Genomic DNA, 22,454 nt, shown 5'->3' on the forward strand with positions numbered 1-22,454 from the left:
CCGGTCTAGTCTGTCCAGATGAGCGACAGGATGTCCGGATGAGCGACAGGGGCCTGCGCAACGGCGCCGGGTACTGGTACCCCGACGAGTCATCCACGCGACGCGCGGTCGAGGTGCTGAGTGCCCTGCGCACCTATCGCGTGTCCGAGGTCTCGATGCGCCGTCGCACCCGCGAGCGGATGGCGATGGGCGAGACGGATCTGATGGCGATCCAGTACCTGCTCCGCCAGCAGCGCACGGGCGAGATCGTCACCGGCAAAGATCTGGCGTCGCACCTCTCCATCTCCTCCGCCTCGACGACGGTCCTGATCGACCGCCTCGTCCGCAGCGGCCACCTCGTGCGCAAGCCCCACCCGACCGACCGCCGGGGGATCGTCGTGGAGGCCACTGTCGACAGCGACCAGGAGGTCCGCGCGACGCTGCAGGAGATGCACCGTCGGATGCTCGAGATCGCTGAGGACCTGGATGCGCCCGAGGCCGAGATCGTCGTCAACTTCCTGCGCCGGATGAGTGCGGCCGTCGATGAGATCGACGGTGAGCACGGGGTGCCCGCGGAGCACAAGGGTCACCCTACGGACGCGATCGAGGCTCCGTAACCCTCCTCAGCAAAATAGCTAGATTGACTAGTAATCGACGTAGTGCCTCTAGTCTGGCGACATGGGTCAATTCCTCTACGGCACTCCTCCCGCCGTCATCGAGATCGAGGACCGGACCCTTGCCCACCTCCAGATTGTGATCTACGCCAAGTTCCGCCGCGACGAGCGCTTCAGCCTCACGCTCGACTCCATGCCCGAGGGCGCGCGCGGTCGCCACTCCTTCTGGATGAACCCCAACATCGCCCTGCAGTTCCACTTCGCGGGGAGTCGCCAGCCGACGATCAACCCCACCTGGGTCGAGCTGCTGATGGATGCCGCGAACAGCGGAGGCGGGCTGCGCCTGCTCACCGAGCCGCCCTCCTGACGTCGATCCGCGCCATCATGCCGCGGTGCTTCGGCTCACGCGTCTCCTAGGGTGGAGCGGGCGCCGCGGGCGCACGGAGGGTGGAGACATGCGCAGGTCGGTCAGTGGAGCGGCGGCTCTCGTCGCGATCCTTGCGCTCGCGGGCTGCACGGCGCCGGCGCCCGCACCCACCGTCACGGTCACCGTATTCGCCACAGCGTCGCCGGATCCGTCGCCGGATCCCACGGTCACTGCCGCGCTCCCGCAGTCGACCGCCACCGTCTACGCCCCGGTCCCCGAGGTGACGGTCACGTTCACGCCGAACGCGACGCCGGATATCCCCGAGAAGGCCTTCGCCGTCGACAACGGCGCGATCACCGGAGCGAACGGTGCACCGACACTCGGCGCCGCGGGCGACATCGTCAGCTACACGGTCGTGCAGGGCGACACCTTCTTCGACATCGCCCAGCGCTTCGCGATCCCGGTGCAGCAGCTCCTCCGGATGAACCCGACGATCTCCGGGGCGGGCGAAGCCGTCTACATCAACGCGGTGATCAACCTCGACGCGAACACGCTGGGCTGAGGCCGGAGGGAGGAGCGGGGGCAGGGCTGCCCGGCCGAGTCCGAGGCGGACCCGACGACGACGTCGGCGCGAGGAGGACCTTCGCGACGACTGCGACTGCTACGACTTCGGGAGGACGTGGAACGCCAGGCCGAGTGAGGCCGAAATCATCAGGATGCCGCCGAAGAAGAGGAACCCGGCGATATCGGGCAGCAGGAACGAGTTGCCGAGGACGAGGATCCCGCCGAGGAACAGCACGAACGAGAGGACGACGCCCAAACCAGTCATGCTCTCATCGTACGCAGGTCACGGGAGTAGGAGGTCCGCGAGCTCCTCGGCGCCGGAGACCAGCGCGATCGTACCGACCGCTTCGAGCGGCGATCCGTACCCCCACTCGACCATGATCGTAGGCACGCCGTGAGCAGCGGCGCCCTGCACGTCGTGCTCGCGATCGCCGACCATGACCGGCACCGAGAGGTCGACACCCAGCTCGCGGAGCCGGCGCAGAGCCTCCTCGACGACGTCGGCCTTGGCGCTGCGCACCTCGTCCTCGGAGGCGCCGCAGATCACCGTGAAGTACTGCGCCAGCCCGTAGTGCTCGAGGATGCGGGTGGCCGCCGACTCCGGCTTGGAGGTCGCGAGCGAGAGTGGAACACCGGCCTCGGCGATGCGCGCCAGTACGTCGGGCAGTCCGGGGTAGACGGAGGAGTCGAACAGGCCGCCCGCGTTGTAGTGGCGCCGATACACCGCCAGCGCGGCCTGCGCCTCCTCGACGCTCATCCCGCCCAGCTCGCGGAAGGCGTCGAGCAGCGGCGGGCCGACGTAGGCCAGCAGCTCGGCCGGGGCGGGCACCGGACGGCCGAGTTCGACGAAGGTCTCGACGAGGGTGGCGGTGATCCCGGGGGCGGAGTCGGTGATCGTGCCGTCGAGGTCGAACAGGATGCAGGACCAGGTGCCGGCCCGCGTGTGGAGGCCGGTAGCGGCGAGGGTCGTGTCGAACATGGCGGGCTCCTGACCTCGGAGGACGGGGTGACGACGGCGCTGCCCGCCGGGGGCCATACTCTACGGCCGTTCGGCGTCGAGAGCCCGTTCGACGAACGATCGGGCGACGACCTGAGCGATCGAACCGGGGTCGAGCTGCACCGCGACGAAGTCGGCGGTGCGGATCAGCGCGAAGGCCTCGTGCCCGGGGAGTACCACCATCTGCACCCGCGGATGCTGCTGCCGGGGGATCGCGGTACGCACCTCGTCGGTGGAAGTGAACAGCGGCAGCACCTGCTCCCCCGTGGTGGTCGCGACCGTGCGGACGTGGGGGACTCCGCCCGGCGGTGAGCCGGTCACGTCGACCACGAGCGAGCCGTCCAGGCAGGCGTCGAGCAGTCGGTCAACGGCCTCGGCGGTCGGAGCGGCGACCAGCGCCTCCAGCGCCTCGCGCGCCGCCGCATTGCGGTACGGGCCCGGTTGCGCAGAACGTGCAGGGGGTCCGCCTCGTCGTGCCATGACTCCACGCTAACGAAGACTCGGGCGGGATCGGAATCGCCGGGAGCCGGCCCCGGAATCATCGGGATCGGGCCCCGGAATCGTCGGGATCGGCTCCCGGAATCGTCGTGATCGCTGTCCGGAATCGGACCCCGCCCGGCCGGACACTGTGTCCTTTATTCGACGGCTGGCGGCGAACTCGCGGATTCGGGCGCGATTGACCGTACTTATCCTGTACATTTCCCTCGACCTGGCGCGAGAATGCGACGACTGGCGCTCGGGTTCCCGCACTCCCTTGTGAAAGGGGGTAACGTATCTTCCGGTCCGGGTCGAGACAGTCCGGTCCCGCGAACTCCAGGAGGAAAAGTGGCCCAGAAGATCACGCTTGTCGACGATATCGACGGAACCCCTATCGATTCCGGTGACGGAGGTACCGTCCGCTTCAGCATCGAGGGCGCCAACTACGAGATCGATCTCGGCGCCAACAACATCACTCAGCTCAACTCGGCCCTCGAGAAGTTCGTCTCGAACGCCCGCCGAGTCGGCTCGCGTCCCGCCGCCGCCACGAGCGTCGCTTCCGCTTCCAAGAGCGACCCCAAGCAGCTCAAGGCCATTCGCGAGTGGGCCAACGCCAACGGTCACCCCGTGTCCGACCGCGGACGCATCCCGTCCGAGGTGCAGGCCGCTTACCAGGCCGCCCACAAGTAGAACGTCTCCGGGCCGACGGTCCGGCGAGACGAAGGCCCCCGGAATGGGATCATTCCGGGGGCCTTCGTCGTGCTGTCGGACGGGCCCCTCAGAACAGGCGCGTATGCGAATCGTCTGTGCCGCGCATCGCCTCGTAGTCGAGCACCATGCAGCGGATTCCGCGGTCCTCGGCGAGCGTGCGCGCCTGCGGCTTGATCTCCTGTGCGGCGAAGACTCCCGTCACTGGGAAGAGGTGCGGATCGCGATTCATCAGCTCGAGATAGCGGGTGAGCTGCTCCACTCCGTCGATCTCGCCCCGCCGCTTGATCTCGACGGCAACAGCGGCTCCTGCGGAGTCGCGGGCGAGGATGTCCACCGGGCCGATCGCGGTCATGTACTCGCGCCGCACGAGAGTGTGCCCCTCTCCGAGGAGCCCGATCTGCTCGGCGAGAAGGCGCTGGAGATGCGCCTCTACTCCGTCCTTCACGAGTCCCGGATCGATGCCGAGTTCGTGTGCCGAATCATGGAGCACCTCGTGGATCGAGACAACGAGGGCGTCGCCGGTTTTCCGATGCGCGACAGTCCACTGCTGAATCACTCCCGAGGCGCGGGCGTCGTCGTCGGGCTCGCCCGTGATCAACGTGCAGGGCGGGCTCATCCAGTTCAGCGGCTTGTAGGATCCGCCGTCCGAGTGGATGAGGACGCTCCCGTCGGCCTTGACCAGGAGGAGGCGGGTGGCGAGCGGGAGATGGGCGCTGAGACGGCCGGTGTAATCGACGGAGCAGCGCGCGATGACAAGACGCACCCGTCGAGGATAGACGGCACGGCTTCCGGGGTGCTCCGGCCTGGGGCTGGTCCGGCCTCGAGGGAGGTGCGGTGGAATCGGGGCCCGGGCGGGGCCGTGCCTACGGCGTCGCGGCAGGCGGTCTGCGGCGACCGAGCGGAGGCGCCGGGGGCGGCGCGGAGAGCGAGGCGCGCAGGGCGACGGCGAACTCGGCCGGCGTCTGGTCCCACGGATAGTGACCGCTCGATTCGATGACGGCGAGGCTCGCCCGCGGCAGGAGCGCGGTGAGGGCTGCCAGAGCGGCGACCTCCGTCACCGGGTCGTCCTCACCGCCGAGGATCACCGCTGGGCAGTCGACGCGCCGCAAGGAGTCGCCGATTGCTGCTGCCGCGTCGGAAGGCGCAGGGGCGGCCGCTTCGCTGCGGAGATCCGGCGCGCGGTCGTCGATCCCGAGCCAGGCGGTGCCGGGGGCGATCAGGAGGAGGTGGGCGACCCGTTCCGGTGCCTCGGCAGCGGCGAGCAGAGCGGCCCGGCAGCCCGAGTCGTGGGCGGCCAGATCAAGGTCGTCGACGCCGAGGTGGCGGCGCAGGTCCTCGACGTCGGCGGCCGTGGTGGCGTCGGGAGCGGCGGGAAGCGCCCCGGAGTCGCCCACTCCGCGCGGGTGCAGCACGAGGACTCGGCGCGTGCAGGCGATCGAGGCGAACGAGCCGAGGTAGGAGGGGTGGCGGTCGTGCTCCCCGGGGATCACCACGAATGGCCGGCCCTGGCCCGCTCCGTGCTCGTCCACGTGGAGCAGGGCGCCGTCGCGCGCTCGGTACCGCATCCGCTCTCCCTTCGCCGCCGTGCTGCGAAGCCTAGGCGCGCGCCCCTCGCCGCGCCCCGTCCGATTCGCAGGCCCCCGTGCGATGTGCAGGCCCCCGTGCGATTCGCAGGGGATCTCGACCGCGGGAAGCGAATTATGCGGAGGCAAACGATCTCTGGTGCGGATCCCCTGCATATCGCACGTGAAGGCCAGGTGGGGAGGCGGTGAGAGGAGCGACTGCGGGTGTGCGGAGTAGGCCCCACCAGCACGATCAGGGCCGGCGCCAGGGAGAAGCCCTGGTCCGATTCGCAGGTCCCGGTCCGATGCGCAGGGGAGGGCGTGATCAGCAGGGGAGGGTACCCGCGGGGGAGAGTGCGATGTGCAGGGGAACGGTGTGATGTGCAGGGGATCTCGACCGCGGGAAGCGGATTATGCGGAGGAGAGCGATCTCTGGTGCGGATCCCCTGCACATCGCACGTGGGACAGGGAGGAGCGGGAGGAGCGGGAGGGGAGCGGGAGGGGAGCGGGAGGGAGGTGGAGGGGGAGGTGGAGGGGGAGGCGCGGGAAGAGGGAGGGGGCAGGCCGGCTGCCCCGGCGTCAGCGGCGTCAGCGGCGGCTGCGGGCGGCGGGGGAGGCGAGCCCCGCCACGACGACCAGGGCCAGCACCAGGAAGAGGGCGTTCAGCAGCCCGTAGTGCTCGCCGAGGAAGCCGATCGCCGGCGGTCCGACCAGGAACGCGACGTACCCGAGCATCGCGACCGCGCTGACGCGGGCGGCCGAGTGCGGTCCCTCCGCCGCGGCCGACATGCCCACCGGGAAGCCGAGCGAGCAGCCCAGGCCCCAGGCCACCGCGCCCACGATCACGAGCGCGTCGACCGGGGCGAGGATGAACAGCAGGATGCCCGCGATCGCGAGTCCGGCGGAGGCGCGCAGCACCGGGACGCGGCCGAAGCGGTCGAGCACCGGGCCGCCGATCACGCGTCCGACGGTCATCGCGGCGACGAAGACACCGAACACGACGGCGGCGGTGGTCTTGTCGGTGCCGTGGCCGTCGACCATCGCGAGGGTCAGCCAGTCGTTCGCGGAGCCCTCCGCGAAGGCCATGCCCAGCATGATCAGGCCGATCAGGACGAGGCGCCCGTCCCGCCAGACGCCGAGGGAGGCGGCGACGCGCTCGCGCACGGGCGGCTTCACTGTGGTCGCCGCGCCGGCGGTGTCCAGCTCCTCGCGGACGGGGACGAAGCGGATCGCGATGACCGCCGTGACGACGATCAGCACGGCGATCGCGCCGAGGTGGGCGGCCACGGGGACGGCCAGAGCGGAGGCGCCCGCGCCGATCAGCGCGCCGGCGACGGTCCCGAGGCTGAAGAAGGCGTGGAACAGGGGCAGGAGGGTCTTGCCGAAGGCAGCCTCGTTCGCGGCTCCCTCGACGTTCATCATCACGTCGACCGCTCCGTTGCCGAAGCCGAGCATCGCCATGCCGGCGAAGGCCGCGGGGAGGACGCCGATCACGTCGGCCGAGACGCCGAGCGCCGCCAGGCCGGCCGCCGAGACGGTGAGGCCGAGCGCCATGCCGCGCCGCGCGCCGATCGCGCCCATTACGGGGGTCGAGAGCGCGAGGCCGACGATCGCGCCGATCGACATCGAGAGGATCAGCAGGCCGACTCCGGCGGTCGAGAGCTGGAGTTCGTCGCGGATCGCGGGGGTGCGCGAGACCCAGGTGGCGATCGAGATCCCGCTGAGGACGAAGATCGTGAAGACCGCGTTGCGCCAGGCGACGAGCTGAGGGCGGGTGAGCGCGGACGTCGATGTCATGGCGGTTCTCCTGATGCGGGCGGGATCCGGACACCGGATCGAGAGGCACGGTCGAATCGATTCGAAGCGGGCCGGTCTAAGCTATCCGGAACCCCGGGGACGGTCAACCGACGACGAGCACGCCGCCCCCACGAGGAGGAACGTGGAACCCCGCAAGAGCCCCCGGCCGACGCTCGCCCGCGTCGCGAGCCGGGCCGGAGTGTCCCCCTCCACTGCCTCGCTGGTCTTCAGTGGCTCCGGCCCCGTCTCGGAGGCGACGAAGGAGCGGGTGCTGCGCGCCGCCGCCGAGCTCGACTACGCCGGCCCGGACCCGCGGGCGCGCTCGCTCCGCCGCGGCCGCTCCGGGATCGTCGGGGTCGTCGTCGACGAGCGGATGCTGCACGCGTTCCGCGACCCGATCAAGATCGCGATGCTCGACGGGATCGCCGACGTGCTGGGCGGGGTCGACGCGGGCATCCTGCTGCTCACCGAGACAGAGAACGGAGCAGGATTGCTGGCGACCGCGCCCGTGGACGCGATGATCCTGGTCGCGTGCAGCCCGTCGGTCGACGACTCCGTCGCAGTGCTGCGCCGTCGAGGGGTGCCCGTGATCGTGGTCGAGGGCCTCTCGGGGCTGAGCGGCGCCGTGATCTCGCTCGACAATCGCGAGGCCAGCCGCACTCTCGCCGAGCACCTGCGCGAGCTCGGCCACGGGCGCGTCGCCGTGGTCTCACTCCCCTTCGCCAAGGATCGGCGTCGCGGTGCGATCCCGGCGGACTGGCGCGCGAGCCCCAGCATCACTCCGGTCGACCGGCTCCTCGGCGTCCAGGACGTGTTCCCGGAGGCGCTCGTCGTCGCGGCCGCCGCGAGTTCGGTCGACGAGGGGGTGGCCGCCGGCCGGACGCTGCTCGAGGGCGAGGAGGTGCCGACCGCGGTCATCGCGCAGAGCGACCTGCTCGCGGCGGGCGTGATCCTGGCGGCGGAGGAGCGCGGGCTGCGCGTGCCCGCGGACCTCTCCGTGGTCGGCTTCGACGGCGTGCAGGTGCCCGGGCTCGCCGCCGAGTACGACCTGACGACGATGGCGCAGCCCGCGGTCGAGAAGGGCCGCGCGGCGGGCCGGGCGGCGGTCGCGCTCCTGGCGGACGAGGAGGCGGAGGCGGTCTGCTTCCATGCCGTCTTCCACCGCGGGAATACCAGCGCCCCGCCGCGCTGAGCGGAGTTGTCCACGGACTTACTCGCAGGCGTCTCCCGTCTCCACGGGTGTGTTCAGAGGCTCGCGGAGCGCTCAGCGAAGCCAGACGTCGCTGCGGACCCGGAGTCCGAGGGTGAGCGCGCGGGCGCCCAGGTAGCCGACGGAGAAGGCGAGCCAGAGCGCGAGGAGGCGCCACTCGCCGGGCGCGGCCGGCGCGAGCAGGGCCAGCGGGACGAAGACGGCGAGGTTCGCCAGGCCGCTGAGTGCGAGGTAGCGGCCGTCTCCGGCGCCGATCAGCACACCGTCGAGCACGAAGACGTAGCCGCCCAGCGGAGCCGTCAGGCCCACGACCGCGATCGCCGCGGGGAGCAGCCGCAGCACCTCCTGGTCGCTTGAGAAGACGTACGGCAGGACACCACTCAGGCCGGTGACTATCGCGCCGAGGACCACTCCGGTGCCGATTCCCCAGGTCACGCAGCGTTTCGTGACAGCGCGCGCCCGCTTGGCATCGCCCTCGCCGAGGAGGCGGCCAAGGAGCGCCTGTGCGGCGATCGCCACGGCGTCCAGGGCGAAGGCGACCGTCGAGAACAGCGTCATCGCCACTTGGAAGGCGCCGAGCTCCTCCGCCCCGAGCGAGGTGGCGGTGGCGACCGCGAGCAGGATCGCCGCGCGCAGGCTCGCGGTGCGCAGCAGCATCCAGCCCCCCGATCCCGCGGAGGAGAGCAGTCCCGCGAGGTGCGGCCGCAGCGGCGCGCCGACCCGCCGGGCCAGTCGCAGTGCCACTCGCGCGTAGGCGGCGAGCATGGCCCACTGCGCGATCACCGTCCCCAGCGCGGAGCCGGTTATCCCCAGGCCGGCCGGGTAGATCAGCACGGCGTTCAGGGCGGCGTTGAGCGCGAATCCGCCGGCCGCAATCACGAGCGGGGTGCGGGTGTCCTGGAAGCCGCGCAGCAGCCCGGTGAGCGCGAAGACGCCGAGCATGGCGGGGATCCCGGCCATGCTCACCGACAGGTACCGCACGCCCGCCTCGGCAACTGCCGGCTCCGCCCCGAAGAGCGCGACGACGACCGGAGCGCTCAGCGCGCCGACCACGGCGATACCCGCGCCGAGCAGCAGGGCCAGCCACCCGCCGTCGATCCCGGCCGCCACGGCCCTGCGCTCGTCGCCCTCGCCGAGCGCCCGCCCGACCCGCGGAGTCGTGCTGTAGGCGAGGAACACCATCAGGCCGACGACGGTCTGCAGCACCGCGCCGCCCAGCGCGAGCCCCGCCAGCGGAACCGCGCCCAGGTGCCCCACCAGAGCGGAGTCGGTGAGGAGGAACAGCGGCTCGGCGACCAACGAACCCAGCGCGGGGACGGCGAGCCGGAGGATGCTGCGGTCGAGGTCGGATGTCACCGCTCGACGCTAGCGGTTGCCGGGGCCGTACCGTGGGGCGTGGCGGGTCGACAGGACGGGACGGGCGCAATGAGCGGGCAGGATGACGCCGGGCAGGACGAGGCCGGGCGAGCGGCGACCGCGCGGCGGATCGGGATCGGGTTGGCCGCCGTCGGCCGACCGGCCTACATCACGGCGGGCCGCGACGGCGACCTCGGGCCCGCGTCGGAGCGGAGCGTCGAGGTGCTCCGCGAGCGCACGCATCGGCTGCTCGACGCGGCGTGGGACACGGGCGTCCGCTTCATCGACGCTGCGCGCTCCTACGGGCGAGCGGAGGAGTTCCTCGGCGACTGGCTCGCGCGGCACCCCGAGCGGCGGGCCGCGCTGAGGATCGAGTCGAAGTGGGGCTACGAGTACGTCGGCGGGTGGGCGATGGACGCGTCGGTCCACGAGCGCAAGGAGCACTCGGTCGCGATGCTCGACCGGCAGTGGCCGCTCACGGTCGACGCGCTCGGCTCCGCACCCGACTCCTACCTCGTCCACTCGATCACCCCCGAGAGCCCGGCTCTTACTGACCGGCCGCTGCTCGACCGCCTGCGCGGCCTCGCCGGCTCCGGAGTGCGGGTCGGCCTCTCGACCAGCGGACCCGCGCAAGGGCGCGTGATCGAGCTCGCTCGGGCGATTCCGGAGTCGCCGTTCAGCGCGGTGCAGAGCACCTGGAATCCGCTCGAGCAGTCGGCCGGCGACGCGCTCGCCGCCGCGCACGACGACGGCTGGCTGGTGGTGGTGAAGGAGGCGCTCGCGAACGGGCGCCTCGTCGTGCATCCGATCGACGCCGACGGGGAGACTCCGCCCGACGCGCTCGCCCTGGGCGCCGCCCTCGCGCAGCCCTGGGCCGAGGTCGTCCTGAGCGGAGCGGCGACGGCGGAGCAGCTGCTGGCGAACCTGCGCGCGCGTCCGCTCGCGCTCGCGGCGCTCCCGGCGCTCGCCGTGGATCCGGCCCGCTACTGGGCCGAGCGCTCCGCTCTCGACTGGACCTGAGAGCACATGCACGAACCGGAGAGTGCGCTGGAGTGCCCCACGCGGTAGCGTTCCCCTCGCCACCCCGCCTCCTTTCTGCGCGAGAGCTGGCGTGCGGATCGACCCTCGTGATATCGCCCGACGGGATCCACTCGTGCCCGCCACCCCTCTTCGAGTGCCCACAGGTCGAGATTTCCTCCGCATCCGGTGCCCGCACCCGGTCGGACCTAGCGTGACGCGCAGGTCGTCGATGCGACTGGCTCGCCCTCCCCCAGGTGAGCGCTCGATCCTCGACCCGACGCCCAGCGGAGTGCCCCCATGTCCCGTGCCCGAACCGTCTTCCTCGTCACCGCCGCTCTCGTCGGAACCCTGCTCACGGCGCCGAGCGTCGCGCTGGCCGCGACTCCCACCACCGCTCTTGTCACCGGCTTCGAGAGCGGTGCGCCGGCGCTCGCGGCGGCCACGGGCACGGCCTCCACGGCTGCCTCCGGCGACAGCACGGAGGGTGACTCCTCCGTCGAGGTCTCGTACGACGTGACGGGCGGACTCGCCGAGCTCGGCTACGACCCGCTGCAGGCGCCCGTTGTCCCCGCACCCGCCTCGGCCCTGACGGTCGATCTCCGGGGCGACGGCTCCTACAACACCGTCTATCTGCGGATCCGCGACGCGAGCGGTGAGACCTTCGTGCACCGCGTGGACGCGATGCGCTCGACCCAGTGGCAGACGCTCACCGTAGACCTCACCGCGGAGCCGGTGGCCCGTGACGGCGGCGACGGCAACGCCGTGATGGACGCGCCGCTCACCGTCGCCGGCGTCCTCGTGGTGCGCAACGGCGCGCAGCCGCCCATCGGCTCCTTCGCCCTCGACAATCTGCGCGCGGACACCACCGGCTGGACCCTCCCCGTCGCCGCGTCCACCTACGTCGCCGCCGGGCAGAGCGCAGCGCTCTCGTTCGACGCCGGCGCGGCGGGCGACTGGGAGCTGCGGCTCGCGGACGCTGCCGGGCTCTCGCGCACCCTCACCGGCACGGTCGACGCCGCCGGGCCCGTCGCCCTCGACTGGGACGGCCTCGATGGCTCCGGCGCCGCAATGAGCGGCGACGTGCGCGCGGTCCTCCGCCAGGACGACTCCGCGGACGGCTCCCTCGGCGCCGCGACCACGACCGGTGTCCCGCTCCTGGTGACCCTCGCCGCCGCGGACGACCCCGCTGCGACCTCGGTGGTCGAGGCCTTCGACGGCGGCGACGATGGTTGGGGGGTGGCTACCGGATCCGCGACGCTGCGCCGTGCCTCCGCGGCCGCTGCGAAGGGCGGGGCGGCCAGCACGCAGGGCACTGACGCGTTGGCCGTCGACTACGACCTCACCGACGGCATGGCCGGCATCACCCGCACCGCACCGCTCGACGTCGCGACCGGCCCGGTCACCGCGCTGAAGGTCGACCTCAAGGGCGACGGCAGCTACAACACGGTCTACCTCCGAGTCACCGACGCGAGCGGCGAGGCGTTCACCTACCGAATGGACGCGATGCGGCAGAGCACCTGGACCACGGTGCCGATCGACCTGACCCAGGATGCGGTGCTCGCCGAGGGCGGCAACGCCGACTCCGTGCTCGACATGCCGCTGACGCTGACCGGCTTCTACGTCGTGCGCAACGGCGAGCAGTCGGCCACGGGCTCCTTCGTGCTCGACAACCTGCGCGCGGTGAGCAGCCGGTGGACCATGCCCGTCGCGGACACCGAGTTCCTCGTGCCGTCGGAGAGCGCCCTCGCGAGCCTCGCCTTCTCGGCCGCCACCGCCGGCGACTGGATGATCGTCCTGCGCGACGGCACCGGCCGCAGCCGCTCGCTCACCGGCACCCTCGCCGAGCCCGGCGAGACCGCCGTGCAGTGGGACGGGAAGGCCGACGACGGCCAGGAGATGGACGGCCCGATCCGCAGCACCTTCCTGCAAGACTCCAGCCCCGACGGAGCGTTCTCTGCCTCGCGGACCCGCTCCGCGACTCCGACCCTGCTCACCGTCGCCGCGGCTCAACCGTCGACGACCAGCGTGGTCGAGGGCTTCGAGGGCGCGGCGTCGACCTGGGGAGTGGCGATGGGCTCGGCGGCGATCTCGCGCACCAGCGCGCAGAAGACGCAGGGCTCCTTCGCCCAGCGGATCGACTACGACGTGTCCTCGGGGCTGGTCGAGACGGTGCAGAGCACCCCCGCGACCGTGATCGTGAAACCGGCCACGTCGCTCCGGATCGACCTCAGGGGCGACGGTACCTATAACACCGTCTATACGCGGCTCCGCGACGCCTCTGGTGAGACCTTCACGTACCGGCTCGACGCGATGCGATCGACGGCGTGGGCGACGCTCGACGTCGACCTCACCGCTCCGGCCGCCCTGATCGAGGGCGGCGACGGCGACCAGGTGCTCGACTTCCCGGTGAAGCTCTCGGGCGTCATCATCGTGCGCAACGGCAGTCAGCCCGCGACCGGGACCGTCGTGCTCGACAACCTGCGCACCCTCGCCTCCGGCTGGTCCCTGCCGACCGCGGCGAGCTCATTCTTCACGCCGGCCGCCTCGGCGACCACCTCGTTCTCGTTCACGGCCGCCGGCCCGGGCGACTACCGGCTGGAGCTGCGCGATACGGAGGGACGCCTGAAGACGATCACCGGGCGCGCCGCGGCGGCCGGCTCGGTCACCGTGCCCTGGGACGGCTCCGACGGCTCCGGGGCGCGGATGCGGGGCGACGTCAGCGGCGTCTTCTCGCAGGACGGCGCGAACGACGGCACGCTCGCCTCGAACGCGACCCGCAGCGGGATCCCGCTGCTGCTGACCCTCGCCGAGGTCGACGCCGACGTGAGCCTCGCGCAGTCGTTCGACTCCGCCGGGACCGAGTGGGTGGGGGCCGCTGGTGGCGCCACCCTCTCCACCTCGACCAGCCGCACCGAGGGCTCGGGGGCGCTGCGGATCGCCTACGACCTTTCCCAGGCCGACGCCGAGATCGAGCCCGCGACCACTCCGGTACCGCTGCTGACGCAACCCGCGACCGCGCTCAAGGTCGATCTGCTCGGCGACAGCAGCTGGAACACCGTGTTCCTGAAGCTGCGCGACGCCACCGGCGAGATGTTCTTCTACCGCGTCGACGCGATGAGCCTCAGCCGGTGGACGACCGCAACGATCGACCTCCGGTCTCCGGCCGCGAACACCCACCTCGGCAATGACGACAGTGTGCTCGACTACCCGGTCTCGCTGGTGCGGATCACCGTGGTCCGCAACGGCCCTTCGGCCCCGGCCACTGGCTCGGTCGTCCTCGACAATCTGCGCGTGCTCGACAAGGACTGGACACTGCCGACCGCGAGCGCCGCGCGCTTCTCGCGCTCGACCGCGGCGACGACGGCCGTCCGCTTCAGCGCCGGCAGCCCGGGCGACTACGCCCTCGTGCTGCGCGACTCCGCCGGACGCCTTCGCACCTACGGCGGAACCGCCTCCGCCGCGGGCGAGATCAGCGTGACCTACGACGGGACCGACGACAGCGGAGCCGCGATGTCCGGCAGCATCGCCGGGCGCCTCACCTGGGACACGACAGCGAACGGCGCGCTCTCGGGAGCCGCCACGGCGACCCGCCCGTACCTCACCGGAGTGAGCGCCCGCGTCACCGAGGCGGCACCCACCTCGATCAGCGGCATCAACAGCTTCCTCACCGAGCAGGATTCGCCCGCCGAGGCGGACCGGCAGGCCGCCCTCCTCGAGGGTGCCCAGGTGCGCTGGGCCCGTGAGGAGTTCGAGTGGAAACGCATCGAGCCGCGGAAGGGCTACTACGACTGGGCGAAGTTCGACCAGGCCGTCGCGATCAGCCAGGCGCGCAACGTCGACATGATCGGCAAGCTCGTCTACTCCGCGCCCTGGGCCTCCTCCGCCCCGGCCGGCACGTCCGCCGAGGACGCCCAGTACTACCCGCCGAGCAGCACCGCCGACTTCGCCTCCTATGCGGCGGCGACGGTGGCCCGGTACAGGGACCGTGTGCACGTCTGGGAGGTGTGGAACGAGCCCAACACCGACTACTACTGGCGCGGCGGAGCCACGGCCGGCCAGTACGGCGAGCTGCTGAAGGCCGCCTCCGCGGCGATCAAGGCCGTCGATCCGACCGCAACCGTGCTGGTCGGCGGGCTCGACCAGTTCAGCGACCCGTTCATGGCGGGCGTGCTCGCAGCCGGAGCCGGCGACTCGTTCGACGGGCTCGCCGTGCACACCTACACGGTCGACGGGGCGCCCGAGACCGGAGCAATCCCGACCTACCTCGACGCGGCGCAGAACTTCCTCACCCGCAGCGCGCCGGGCCGGAGCCTGTGGATCACCGAGGTCAGCTGGGCGACCTGCACCACTTGCGTCGGCGCGACCAGCGAGGCCGACCAGGCGTCGTACCTCTCCCGCTCCTACCTCGACGCCGCGGCCCGCGGCATCAAGGCGATCGCGTGGTACAACCTCGTCGGCGGCCCCGACCCGCAGGCGCCGCTGGACACCTTCGCGGTGACCGAGCGTTCCGGGCGGCAGAAACCCTCCTACGCCGCGCTCAAGGATGTAGGCGCGGTCCTCGCGACCGGCACCGCTGTCGGTCGGGCGAGCGCGACCGCCTCCGCCTCGCCGGTGAAGGTCGACGACCTCTCCTCCACGAGCGGATGGGCCGTGGCGCCGATCGGCGGCGGGAGCGCCTCGCTCGCCGCCACCTCGACCGGCTACTCGGGCTCGGGGGCACTGACGCTGACCTACGACTTCTCCGGTAGCTCGAAGGGCGCGCAGCTGCACACCTCGCGCGCCCTCCCCGGCTCGCCGACGGCGGTCTCGGTTTGGGTGCGCGGCGACGCGAGCACCAGCCCCGTGTACCTGAAGCTCCAGGACGCGACCGGAGAGACCTTCCAGGGCCTCGTCGGCAATGTCGGTGGCCCGGCGTGGCAGAAGATGACCCTGTTCTCGGACGGGCTGAACACCAACTACACCCATTCGGGCGGAGACGGCGACGGCGTGTGGGACTACCCGGTGAAGCTCGTGGACGCCTTCGTCTACCGGTCGATGTCGGGCATCACCTCCGGCACGGTCTCGATCGACGACGTGACGGCCGACTACGGAGTGAACCTGCACGGCACCGTGCTGCAGACGCCGACCGAGACGGTGCAGGCGCTCTCCACGGCCGGCCCGTCGACGGCTTCGGTGCAGGTCTCGGGCACAGCGGCATCGATCCGCACGAGCAGCGGCAGCACGGCGCTGACGGTGGCCGACGGGCACGCGACCGTGACGCTCGGCCGCACGCCGACGTTCGTTGTCTCGGCGCCTGCAGTGGCGCGTCCCAGCGGCACGACGACGCTCGACTGGATGACCGGCGACGGCGCGACGACCAGCGTCGCGGTGCTCACGGCGTCGGGCTCCGTGGCGAAGCAGTTGACCACGTCGATCCGCTACCTCGCGGGCCGGCAGGTGCTCGCCTGGGATGGACGTCTGACCAACGGCACCGTCGCGCCGGCCGGGTCGTACAGCATGCGCATCACGACGACCACGCTCGACGGGCGCACGAGCGTGCAGAAGGTGGCGTTCACCCAGCCCTGAGCCGCGGGTCGCGACTCGGCCTTGATCCGGCGCTCGCGGCCCGTGCGCTGACTCGGCACGGGCCGCAGGCGACCGATCGACGCGCCGGGCGGACGCTGAAAACACGAGGGGTGGCGCTGAGGAAGCAGGTACGTCGGTCGTCAGGTATCCCCTCGATCCGGGGTGCGGAGTCGTGACTCGGGATGCCGCCTTTCCGGTCGTTGCAGGGTGGAGGAACGTCCCGGCGATCGTGTGTGGCGGGTGGTCGTTCGATGACGGGGCGAATCACGTGGTTTCCCTTGACGAGAGGCGGCGACGTTGGTGGACGCGCGAGGTCCGATTTTTGGTACAGGTGGTGGCTGCGCGAATCGGCCCGACAGACGCCCGGGACGCAGGACCGAATGAGGGAGGCGGTGGCGGTGTGTCAAGAGACGTGGGCGCCGGCGCGGGTACTGACGAGCGTGCTGGTCGCCGCGGACCCGGCGCTCGGTACGTCGGTGCACACGGCGCTGGCGAGTGAGGCGCCGGTCGCAGCGATCCTGGAGGCTCTACGACGACGGAACTGCCGGCCGCGCTGCGCGACCAAGGACTCGACCGTTCCGAGTACGACACTGCCCCAGCACCGGGGAAACGTCCGCAGCAGGAGCGCCAATGCTGACCGCTCCGGACACGTTTCTCGAGGTGAGTTACGACGCGCGCGCGTGGGCTCCCACAAGGTGCTGCCGCGCAGCGCTGCCGCGCTACTTGCCATCGATTTCCGGTGCTTCACCGCGTCGAGACGTGTCCGACCCGGGCTGAGCGGGGAGGTTCACTACCGACCTCGAATCGGCTGGCCCGATGGCTGATGAGCAACGAGGGGGCGGATGTGGATGCGGCCCTCACCGTCGTCGAACCCGGGCCGTTAGAATCGACCCACGAGGAATGAGGCACAGACGATGCACGCAGTGACAGCACCAGCCGTCGACGTCGACACCGTCGTCGAGTACGACATCATGCGGGAGGCTGCCACCAGGCTCAGCGGATTCTTCGCCGCCCGTCTCCCGGACGACACCAGCGATCCGGCCTACCTCGTCGGCATGCAGAGGATGATCGAGATCCGTAATACCGCCCGCGCGGTTCCCACCCGCGACTCGGCGGAGATCTCCGCGGCAACAGACCGCTTCAACAGCGAGCTGCAGGAGCTGCGCGCCCGGTGATCGACGAGAGCCACTACGAGCTCTCGCCGACTGACCTCGAGCGCATCTTCAGCAGCAAAATCGCGCCCCTCGTCTTCAACGACGCTGCGCTGTCTGATCGGTCGGTCATCATCCTCATCGGCGGCCAGCCTGGCGCGGGCAAGACCCGCGCCTCCGAGGAAGTCCTCGCCCGACACACCCAGACCCGACCGATCCCTCTCGTCGGCGACGAGTTCCGGCAGTTCCATCCCGCGTACGAGCAGCTGCTCGCGACTGACCCTGCGAACATGGCCCCGGCGACCGATGCCGCCGTCGGCAGATGGGTGCGGATGGCCATCGACTACGCCCGCGAGCACCGGTACAGCGTCCTCGTCGAGGGCACCTTCCGGCGCCCCGAAATCACCCTCGCCGAAGCCGACGCCTTCCACCGCGCCGGCTACTTCACGCACGTCGTCGCCCTCGCTGTCCCCGCGCCGGTCAGTCGCAATTCCACCCTGCATCGGGCCGTCGCTGACGCTCGGCGCGGGGGAGAGGCCCGGTGGACTCCTCTGGACGCGCACGAGCGGGGATACGCCGGCACCCCACGCACCATCGCCGCGGCCGAGGTCTCCGACGCCGTCGACCGGATCACCATCTACAACCGCGCTGGCCAGGCCCTTTATGACGGACACCGCCGCGGCGACGGCCACGTCCTCGATGGCGCCGTGACCGCGCTGGAGATTGGCCGGCTGCACCCTCCCATGCCCTCGATCGCTCGCGCTTGGCTCGACGACCTGCACGATGATCTCGCCCATGTCCGCGCGGTCGGCCTCCTCCAGCCCGAGATGTTGCCGCTGTTCGACCAGCTCGTCGACGACGCTCCCGTCATGGCTGGCTACGCCTTCACCAACCCCGCCAGCTCGAGCTATGCCCACGCGATCGACCGCATCGCTGCCGAGCGCAGCCAGCTCGCGGCAGACCGTGAGCACATGCAGCGCTCACGGTCCACGCCGCTCGAGCAGAGGCCGCTCCGCTCCGACATTGGACGCCTCATCGGCGAGAGCGTCGAATGACAGGCCCTGTCGTGATTAGCGGGTCGGCTGGTCTCGTACTGATGACCACCGACCGGAGGAGTTCTCCATGCCCGCACCAAATCTGTTCCTGCTCTACGTCAGCGATGCAGAGGCAGCGACCCGCTTCCTATAGCGACCTGTTCGAGATCGCGCCCACCATGACCACCCCGCGCTACGTCGCTTTCGCCATCGCCCCCGGTGTCCTGCTCGCACTGTGGACCGGTCGCAACGAGCACGCGGTCCCGAGCACTCCACGCACGAGCGAACTCGGTCTGATGGTGCCCGGTACTGCCGCCGCCGTGGACGAAACCTTCGTCGCCTGGACAGGAAGGGCGTTCACGTCGTCGAGGAGCCGCACGACGACGTCTTCGGGCGCACATCCGTGGTCGCGGATCCCGACGGCACCCTCATCCGCGTCTCTCCGGTCGACTGAACCGACCACCTTCCCACCTGCTCCCCCGCGCGGAGGGCCGGCTACGCCTCGTGACCGGCCCTCTCCTGTTCGCGCGTGGCAGCGATGACGCTGGCGAACGTCAGGGTTGGCGATCCTGTGAGCGTCTCCGGGGTCGCGCGCCTCCTGCCGGCTACGTGGAGCGAGGACGCAGCGTGCGTGACGATCGAGATCGAGGTGGCCGAGATGATCGTCCCAACCTCACGCCGCATCGCGTTACTCGATTCCCGGCCTCAGGCCGCCGACCTCCTCGGCACACGCCTTCGCGCGTCCTCTGCACTGGCGGGCTCGTTCGGGGGGGGGTGCTCTCGCGCAGCGGCACGATGCGCCCCCGACTGGAGGCCGCCCCGGCGGCCCGCTCTGCGGGTTTTCTTCACCTCTCTGGGTCGGCTACATGGCGTCCGACGCCTACGTCATCGTCCTGGTCGACGTCGCGCGAGCTACCACTCCGAGACGCGCCACCGCAACGCGACGGGCCGCAGCGTCGAGGCCGACCGTGAGGCCACCCGCGTCCGAGCTCGCGCCGATGTCGCTGTTGGGACCACCGAATCCCGCTACGCGCCGCGGATGGTCGCCTGCCGCATCGACCGCCTCGATACTGACGTTCGCGGATGCGCGCGGAAGATCGAGGGCAGTTCCCACAATGTCGGCGGCGGCTACATCGAGACGACCGCCCCCGCGACCGGCGCCCACCGGAAGCGGCTGCTCACCGAGCGGGCGCAGCTGGAGGACCAGCGGGAGTACTGGATCCCTCGTCCGCGTTCGAAGGTCCCCTGACGGTGGCCCTACCTCCTCTGACCGGAGGTCGGGGCTACTTGATCGGGGCGGTGACCTTAGTGGTGGGTCACCGCGTCTGAGGATGGACGAGAACGTACTTTCCGACCGTGGAGCCGCTCTCGATCGCCGCGATGGCGGTTGCCGCTGAGTCGAGGGTGACCTGGTGAATCGTCGGGGGCTTGAGGCGCCCGGCAGCGAGAAGGGCCAGGGCGTCCGCGAGGGCCTGGCCGACTTTGTGCGGGTGCGTGGCTGCGAGTGCTCCGAGGTTGAGACCGCTCACGGTCTTGGACTGCATCCACAGGGCGGCGATTCCAGCGTGGACCTCTGGTCCGTTCGCGGCGTTCCCGACGGCGAGGAGGACGCCTCCGGTGGCGAGCAGCTCGAGGGAGTCGGCGCGGACCGGCCCGCCGACCGGATCGGCGATCACGTCGTAGAGGCCCGCTTCGCGCAGCTCACCGAGCTGTGCCGTCGTCCACACGTGGTCGTATCCGAGAGCTTCAGCCGCACTGCGCTTCGACTCGGACCCGACGACCCCGTCGACCTCGGTGGCCCCGAGAGTGCGAGCGAGGGCACCGAGCTGGGAGCCGAGGCCGCCCGCGGCCGATGTGACCAGGACACGTCTGCCCGCCACATCACCGGCACTGCGGAGGGCGAGGAGCGCGGCGGTCGTGTTCGCGGGTATGGATGCGGCCGTGATGAGGTCGAGGCCGTTGGGCAGCGGGGCGACGAGTCGAGCATCAACGGCGACTTCCTCGGCCAGCCCACCGCCGCCGACGATCGTTAACGCGACGACCTGGTCCCCAGTCTGGAAGCCGGTGACTCCTTCGCCGATTGTTATGACGCGCCCGGCGACCTCGATCCCGGACGCCCATGGCAGTGTCAGCGGAACCACTCCGCGACTGAAGAGCGAATCGACATAGCCCAGGCCGGCCGCGTCGACCGCGATCACGACTTGACCGGCCGCGGCCTCCGGTGCGGGCAGGTCGAGGATCTCAAGGCTCGTCGGTCCGCCGAAGTGTGTGATGGTCAGGGCCTTCATGGGCTCACCTTTCGTGACGGGGGCGTGTGCCGTTCGAGGGCTGGTTTCGCGCCTCGGTACACGCCCATCAACTGCATGGCATTACTCTATGTGGTATCACAGTACTGTCATTACTTCGTACTGTGTCTCTCGTCCCATTCCCAGGAGTTTCTCATTTCGCAACTGCCGCCTTCTCTGAAGTACTCGTCGACGATTGATCGCGCTCTGGTGCACAAGAACGCGATCAGCGAGGTGTTCCTCACCGACACCGCCGCCGGCGACGGCTGCTAGCTCCTCGAGCTGCAGGGGCGCCTGATCGGGCTGCACTTCTTCAACCCCGCTCCCATCAGCCCTCTCATAGAGGTCATCGTCCCCGCCGATGTCGAACCGACCATTACCGATGCTGCGCTGGCGCTCGTGGAGCAGCTGGGGAAGACGGCGATCCGGAGCGGGGACACGCCGGGTTTCATCGTCAACCGGCTCCTGATCCCGCACCTGAACCGTGCGCTGGGTCTTGCCACGTCACTCGGTGATGCACGCCAGGTCGATGCGGTGTTCCGGGACAAGTACGGGTTCCCGCTCGGACCCTGCCGCCTCGTCGACCTCATCGGCGCGGACACGGTTCTGCTCATCCAACGTAACCTCCACGACGCATTCCCCGACGACGCCGAACCGCCCCACGCGATGCTCGAGGACTGAGCTGCCCAACGTTTCCTGGACCAGTTGAATAGTTGTCTACGCGGCGAGGTTCTCGGTGAGCCATGCCTGCTCGGCTTCGTTCGGGGTCCGATAGTCAAGCCCCGAGTGAAGTCGTTGTTGATTGTAACGCAGTTCGATGTACCGTGTCACGTCGCGGATCGCTTTCTCTCTTGTCGGATATTGAGGCTTATGCAAAATTGGTTTTTTGCCGAGTGAAAAAGATGAGTCCGCGGACGGCGTTGAAGGCATCTCGGAAGGTGCGCAGTGGCCGCCGGTAGTCGGTGTGGAATATCCGCCAGGTCTTGATGCTAGCAATTGTTCTCTCGATCACGTAGCGGTGGGTGTTCACGAAGCGATTGTGGTGTTTGGCGTAATTTGGCAGATGTTCTTCGCTTGGCCTCTTCTTTATTGGTGTGACCATTCCGGTGCCTTGATAGCCTTTGTCGGCCAGCGTGTTCGAGAGGTTAACGGTGTCGGCCAACCCGGTTTCTCGAAACGCGTGGGCATCGTGATGCTTGCCCGCGATCGGATCCGAAATGTGGATCAACCGACCGGAGAGATCGGCGAGGACCTGGCAGTTGTGCCCCGTGGTCATGTGTTTCCCGGAGTACAGCTCTGGCGCGTCCGACCAGGACCAGCACGGCAGGAGCGTGCCGTCGATGACGGCCGTTGTCCCGCGGAGCGCGGCCTCGACGTCCGGTTGCTCGTCGTCTATCACGACATTGAGCATCGCCTCAACCGACGCGATCGTTCGCGACACGGTCGACTGACTGACACCGACCACATCAGCGATCAACTGCTCGGTCACATTCTGGCGATAATAGAGAAGAGTGACCCGCAATGCTCCCTCGAGGGAAAGTCTGCGCGGACGTCCTCGCCGCCGACGCCACATGAACTCGTTCTCGATCCGTTCGGCGAGGATCGCGTAGTGCTCGGCCGTCATTCCCGTAGTAGACTGTGTGCGCACCGGCTGGTTCCTTTGCGAAGAGTTTCTGTTAGAGGCTGCTCTTCAATCAAAGCGGATTAGCCGGTGTTATTCGTGACCGACACGCGCAAATCCATCTCGATCAATCGTATTTTGCAT

The 22,454-nt window shown here is 70.1% G+C and carries 21 protein-coding genes; 12 read left to right on the plus strand and 9 right to left on the minus strand.

What is annotated here, in order from left to right; genetic code table 11:
- Positions 1-38: 38 nt before the first annotated feature.
- The 3 genes from A6122_RS00235 (at position 39) to A6122_RS00245 (ending at position 1,522) form a co-directional block, all read left to right on the plus strand.
- Positions 39-596 carry a MarR family winged helix-turn-helix transcriptional regulator gene (locus A6122_RS00235; RefSeq protein WP_068250129.1) on the plus strand — a complete coding sequence of 186 codons (558 nt, stop codon included), beginning with the start codon at positions 39-41 and terminating at the stop codon, positions 594-596.
- Between the two features lie 61 nt (positions 597-657).
- Positions 658-960: a DUF7882 family protein gene (locus A6122_RS00240; protein WP_068250131.1), complete on the plus strand. Its 303-nt coding sequence runs from the start codon at positions 658-660 to the stop codon at positions 958-960.
- An 88-nt stretch (positions 961-1,048) separates the two neighbouring features.
- Complete coding sequence (locus tag A6122_RS00245; RefSeq protein WP_068250134.1) at positions 1,049-1,522, plus strand: LysM peptidoglycan-binding domain-containing protein; 474 nt, start codon at positions 1,049-1,051, stop codon at positions 1,520-1,522.
- Positions 1,523-1,621: 99 nt separating this feature from the next.
- Here A6122_RS00245 and A6122_RS16230 read toward each other — a convergent pair whose 3' ends face one another.
- From A6122_RS16230 to A6122_RS00255, 3 genes are read right to left on the minus strand one after another with little or no spacing between them, the layout of a single operon-like run.
- The gene (locus A6122_RS16230) at positions 1,622-1,789 is read right to left on the minus strand and encodes a hypothetical protein (protein ID WP_157593766.1); all 168 of its coding nucleotides are present in this window, start codon (positions 1,787-1,789) and stop codon (positions 1,622-1,624) included.
- 18 nt (positions 1,790-1,807) lie between these two features.
- Positions 1,808-2,503 (minus strand): HAD hydrolase-like protein, encoded by a 696-nt coding sequence (locus A6122_RS00250; RefSeq protein WP_068250137.1) that lies wholly within the window; start codon positions 2,501-2,503, stop codon positions 1,808-1,810.
- Between the two features lie 60 nt (positions 2,504-2,563).
- Positions 2,564-3,001, minus strand: coding sequence for an SseB family protein (locus A6122_RS00255; RefSeq protein WP_084415689.1), 438 nt, complete (start codon positions 2,999-3,001; stop codon positions 2,564-2,566).
- Between the two features lie 345 nt (positions 3,002-3,346).
- On the opposite strand from A6122_RS00255, the gene A6122_RS00260 reads away from it, so the two are divergent.
- A complete protein-coding gene (locus tag A6122_RS00260) occupies positions 3,347-3,688 on the plus strand; it encodes a histone-like nucleoid-structuring protein Lsr2 (RefSeq protein WP_068250140.1) in 342 nt (113 codons plus the stop codon).
- Between the two features lie 88 nt (positions 3,689-3,776).
- Here A6122_RS00260 and nucS read toward each other — a convergent pair whose 3' ends face one another.
- The 3 genes from nucS to A6122_RS00275 all read right to left on the minus strand — a co-directional run bounded on the left by nucS (position 3,777) and on the right by A6122_RS00275 (position 7,068).
- Positions 3,777-4,472: an endonuclease NucS gene (nucS, locus tag A6122_RS00265; protein WP_068250143.1), complete on the minus strand. Its 696-nt coding sequence runs from the start codon at positions 4,470-4,472 to the stop codon at positions 3,777-3,779.
- 100 nt (positions 4,473-4,572) lie between these two features.
- Complete coding sequence (locus A6122_RS00270) at positions 4,573-5,274, minus strand: alpha/beta fold hydrolase (RefSeq protein WP_068250145.1); 702 nt, start codon at positions 5,272-5,274, stop codon at positions 4,573-4,575.
- A 585-nt stretch (positions 5,275-5,859) separates the two neighbouring features.
- Positions 5,860-7,068 carry an MFS transporter gene (locus A6122_RS00275; RefSeq protein ID WP_068250147.1) on the minus strand — a complete coding sequence of 403 codons (1,209 nt, stop codon included), beginning with the start codon at positions 7,066-7,068 and terminating at the stop codon, positions 5,860-5,862.
- Between the two features lie 142 nt (positions 7,069-7,210).
- Between A6122_RS00275 and A6122_RS00280 the strand changes: the two genes are divergently transcribed.
- Positions 7,211-8,260 carry a LacI family DNA-binding transcriptional regulator gene (locus A6122_RS00280; RefSeq protein WP_068250149.1) on the plus strand — a complete coding sequence of 350 codons (1,050 nt, stop codon included), beginning with the start codon at positions 7,211-7,213 and terminating at the stop codon, positions 8,258-8,260.
- A gap of 72 nt (positions 8,261-8,332) precedes the next feature.
- On the opposite strand, the gene A6122_RS00285 is transcribed toward A6122_RS00280, so the two are convergent.
- On the minus strand, positions 8,333-9,634 hold the full coding sequence (locus A6122_RS00285; protein ID WP_068250151.1) for an MATE family efflux transporter: 1,302 nt from the start codon (positions 9,632-9,634) through the stop codon (positions 8,333-8,335).
- 69 nt (positions 9,635-9,703) lie between these two features.
- Between A6122_RS00285 and A6122_RS00290 the strand changes: the two genes are divergently transcribed.
- The 6 genes from A6122_RS00290 to A6122_RS00315 all read left to right on the plus strand — a co-directional run bounded on the left by A6122_RS00290 (position 9,704) and on the right by A6122_RS00315 (position 19,653).
- Positions 9,704-10,654: an aldo/keto reductase gene (locus A6122_RS00290; protein WP_068250154.1), complete on the plus strand. Its 951-nt coding sequence runs from the start codon at positions 9,704-9,706 to the stop codon at positions 10,652-10,654.
- A gap of 297 nt (positions 10,655-10,951) precedes the next feature.
- Positions 10,952-16,219, plus strand: a complete 5,268-nt coding sequence (locus tag A6122_RS00295; RefSeq protein WP_068250156.1) for a cellulase family glycosylhydrolase — start codon at positions 10,952-10,954, stop codon at positions 16,217-16,219.
- Positions 16,220-17,142: 923 nt separating this feature from the next.
- A complete protein-coding gene (locus A6122_RS00300) occupies positions 17,143-17,394 on the plus strand; it encodes a hypothetical protein (RefSeq protein WP_146085031.1) in 252 nt (83 codons plus the stop codon).
- Complete coding sequence (locus A6122_RS00305) at positions 17,391-18,425, plus strand: zeta toxin family protein (protein WP_068250160.1); 1,035 nt, start codon at positions 17,391-17,393, stop codon at positions 18,423-18,425. The genes A6122_RS00300 and A6122_RS00305 overlap by 4 nt, the downstream gene beginning before the upstream one ends.
- Before the next feature lie 214 nt (positions 18,426-18,639).
- Positions 18,640-18,858, plus strand: coding sequence for a VOC family protein (locus A6122_RS17610; protein ID WP_373408565.1), 219 nt, complete (start codon positions 18,640-18,642; stop codon positions 18,856-18,858).
- A 585-nt stretch (positions 18,859-19,443) separates the two neighbouring features.
- A complete protein-coding gene (locus tag A6122_RS00315) occupies positions 19,444-19,653 on the plus strand; it encodes a hypothetical protein (RefSeq protein WP_068250163.1) in 210 nt (69 codons plus the stop codon).
- Between the two features lie 67 nt (positions 19,654-19,720).
- On the opposite strand, the gene A6122_RS00320 is transcribed toward A6122_RS00315, so the two are convergent.
- The gene (locus A6122_RS00320; protein ID WP_068250167.1) at positions 19,721-20,692 is read right to left on the minus strand and encodes a quinone oxidoreductase family protein; all 972 of its coding nucleotides are present in this window, start codon (positions 20,690-20,692) and stop codon (positions 19,721-19,723) included.
- Between the two features lie 294 nt (positions 20,693-20,986).
- Here A6122_RS00320 and A6122_RS00325 point away from each other — a divergent pair, with 294 nt between their 5' ends.
- The gene (locus tag A6122_RS00325) at positions 20,987-21,370 is read left to right on the plus strand and encodes a 3-hydroxyacyl-CoA dehydrogenase family protein (protein ID WP_257722324.1); all 384 of its coding nucleotides are present in this window, start codon (positions 20,987-20,989) and stop codon (positions 21,368-21,370) included.
- Positions 21,371-21,557: 187 nt separating this feature from the next.
- Here A6122_RS00325 and A6122_RS00330 read toward each other — a convergent pair whose 3' ends face one another.
- Positions 21,558-22,313, minus strand: a complete 756-nt coding sequence (locus A6122_RS00330) for a transposase family protein (RefSeq protein WP_084415693.1) — start codon at positions 22,311-22,313, stop codon at positions 21,558-21,560.
- Between the last annotated feature and the right edge of the window lie 141 nt (positions 22,314-22,454).

This window comes from Rathayibacter tritici, assembly GCF_001641005.1.
Taxonomy (GTDB): Bacteria; Actinomycetota; Actinomycetes; order Actinomycetales; family Microbacteriaceae; genus Rathayibacter; species Rathayibacter tritici.

Bases quoted from the DNA above. Each gene is read 5' to 3' on its own strand.
- A6122_RS00235 (WP_068250129.1), top strand. From the start codon at position 39: ATGAGCGACAGGGGCCTGCGCAACGGCGCCGGGTACTGGTACCCCGAC.
- A6122_RS00240 (WP_068250131.1), top strand. From the start codon at position 658: ATGGGTCAATTCCTCTACGGCACTCCTCCCGCCGTCATCGAGATCGAG.
- A6122_RS00245 (WP_068250134.1), top strand. From the start codon at position 1,049: ATGCGCAGGTCGGTCAGTGGAGCGGCGGCTCTCGTCGCGATCCTTGCG.
- A6122_RS16230 (WP_157593766.1), bottom strand. From the start codon at position 1,789: ATGACTGGTTTGGGCGTCGTCCTCTCGTTCGTGCTGTTCCTCGGCGGG.
- A6122_RS00250 (WP_068250137.1), bottom strand. From the start codon at position 2,503: ATGTTCGACACGACCCTCGCCGCTACCGGCCTCCACACGCGGGCCGGC.
- A6122_RS00255 (WP_084415689.1), bottom strand. From the start codon at position 3,001: ATGGCACGACGAGGCGGACCCCCTGCACGTTCTGCGCAACCGGGCCCG.
- A6122_RS00270 (WP_068250145.1), bottom strand. From the start codon at position 5,274: ATGCGGTACCGAGCGCGCGACGGCGCCCTGCTCCACGTGGACGAGCAC.
- A6122_RS00275 (WP_068250147.1), bottom strand. From the start codon at position 7,068: ATGACATCGACGTCCGCGCTCACCCGCCCTCAGCTCGTCGCCTGGCGC.
- A6122_RS00290 (WP_068250154.1), top strand. From the start codon at position 9,704: ATGAGCGGGCAGGATGACGCCGGGCAGGACGAGGCCGGGCGAGCGGCG.
- A6122_RS00295 (WP_068250156.1), top strand. From the start codon at position 10,952: ATGTCCCGTGCCCGAACCGTCTTCCTCGTCACCGCCGCTCTCGTCGGA.
- A6122_RS00315 (WP_068250163.1), top strand. From the start codon at position 19,444: ATGGTCGCCTGCCGCATCGACCGCCTCGATACTGACGTTCGCGGATGC.
- A6122_RS00320 (WP_068250167.1), bottom strand. From the start codon at position 20,692: ATGAAGGCCCTGACCATCACACACTTCGGCGGACCGACGAGCCTTGAG.
- A6122_RS00330 (WP_084415693.1), bottom strand. From the start codon at position 22,313: ATGACGGCCGAGCACTACGCGATCCTCGCCGAACGGATCGAGAACGAG.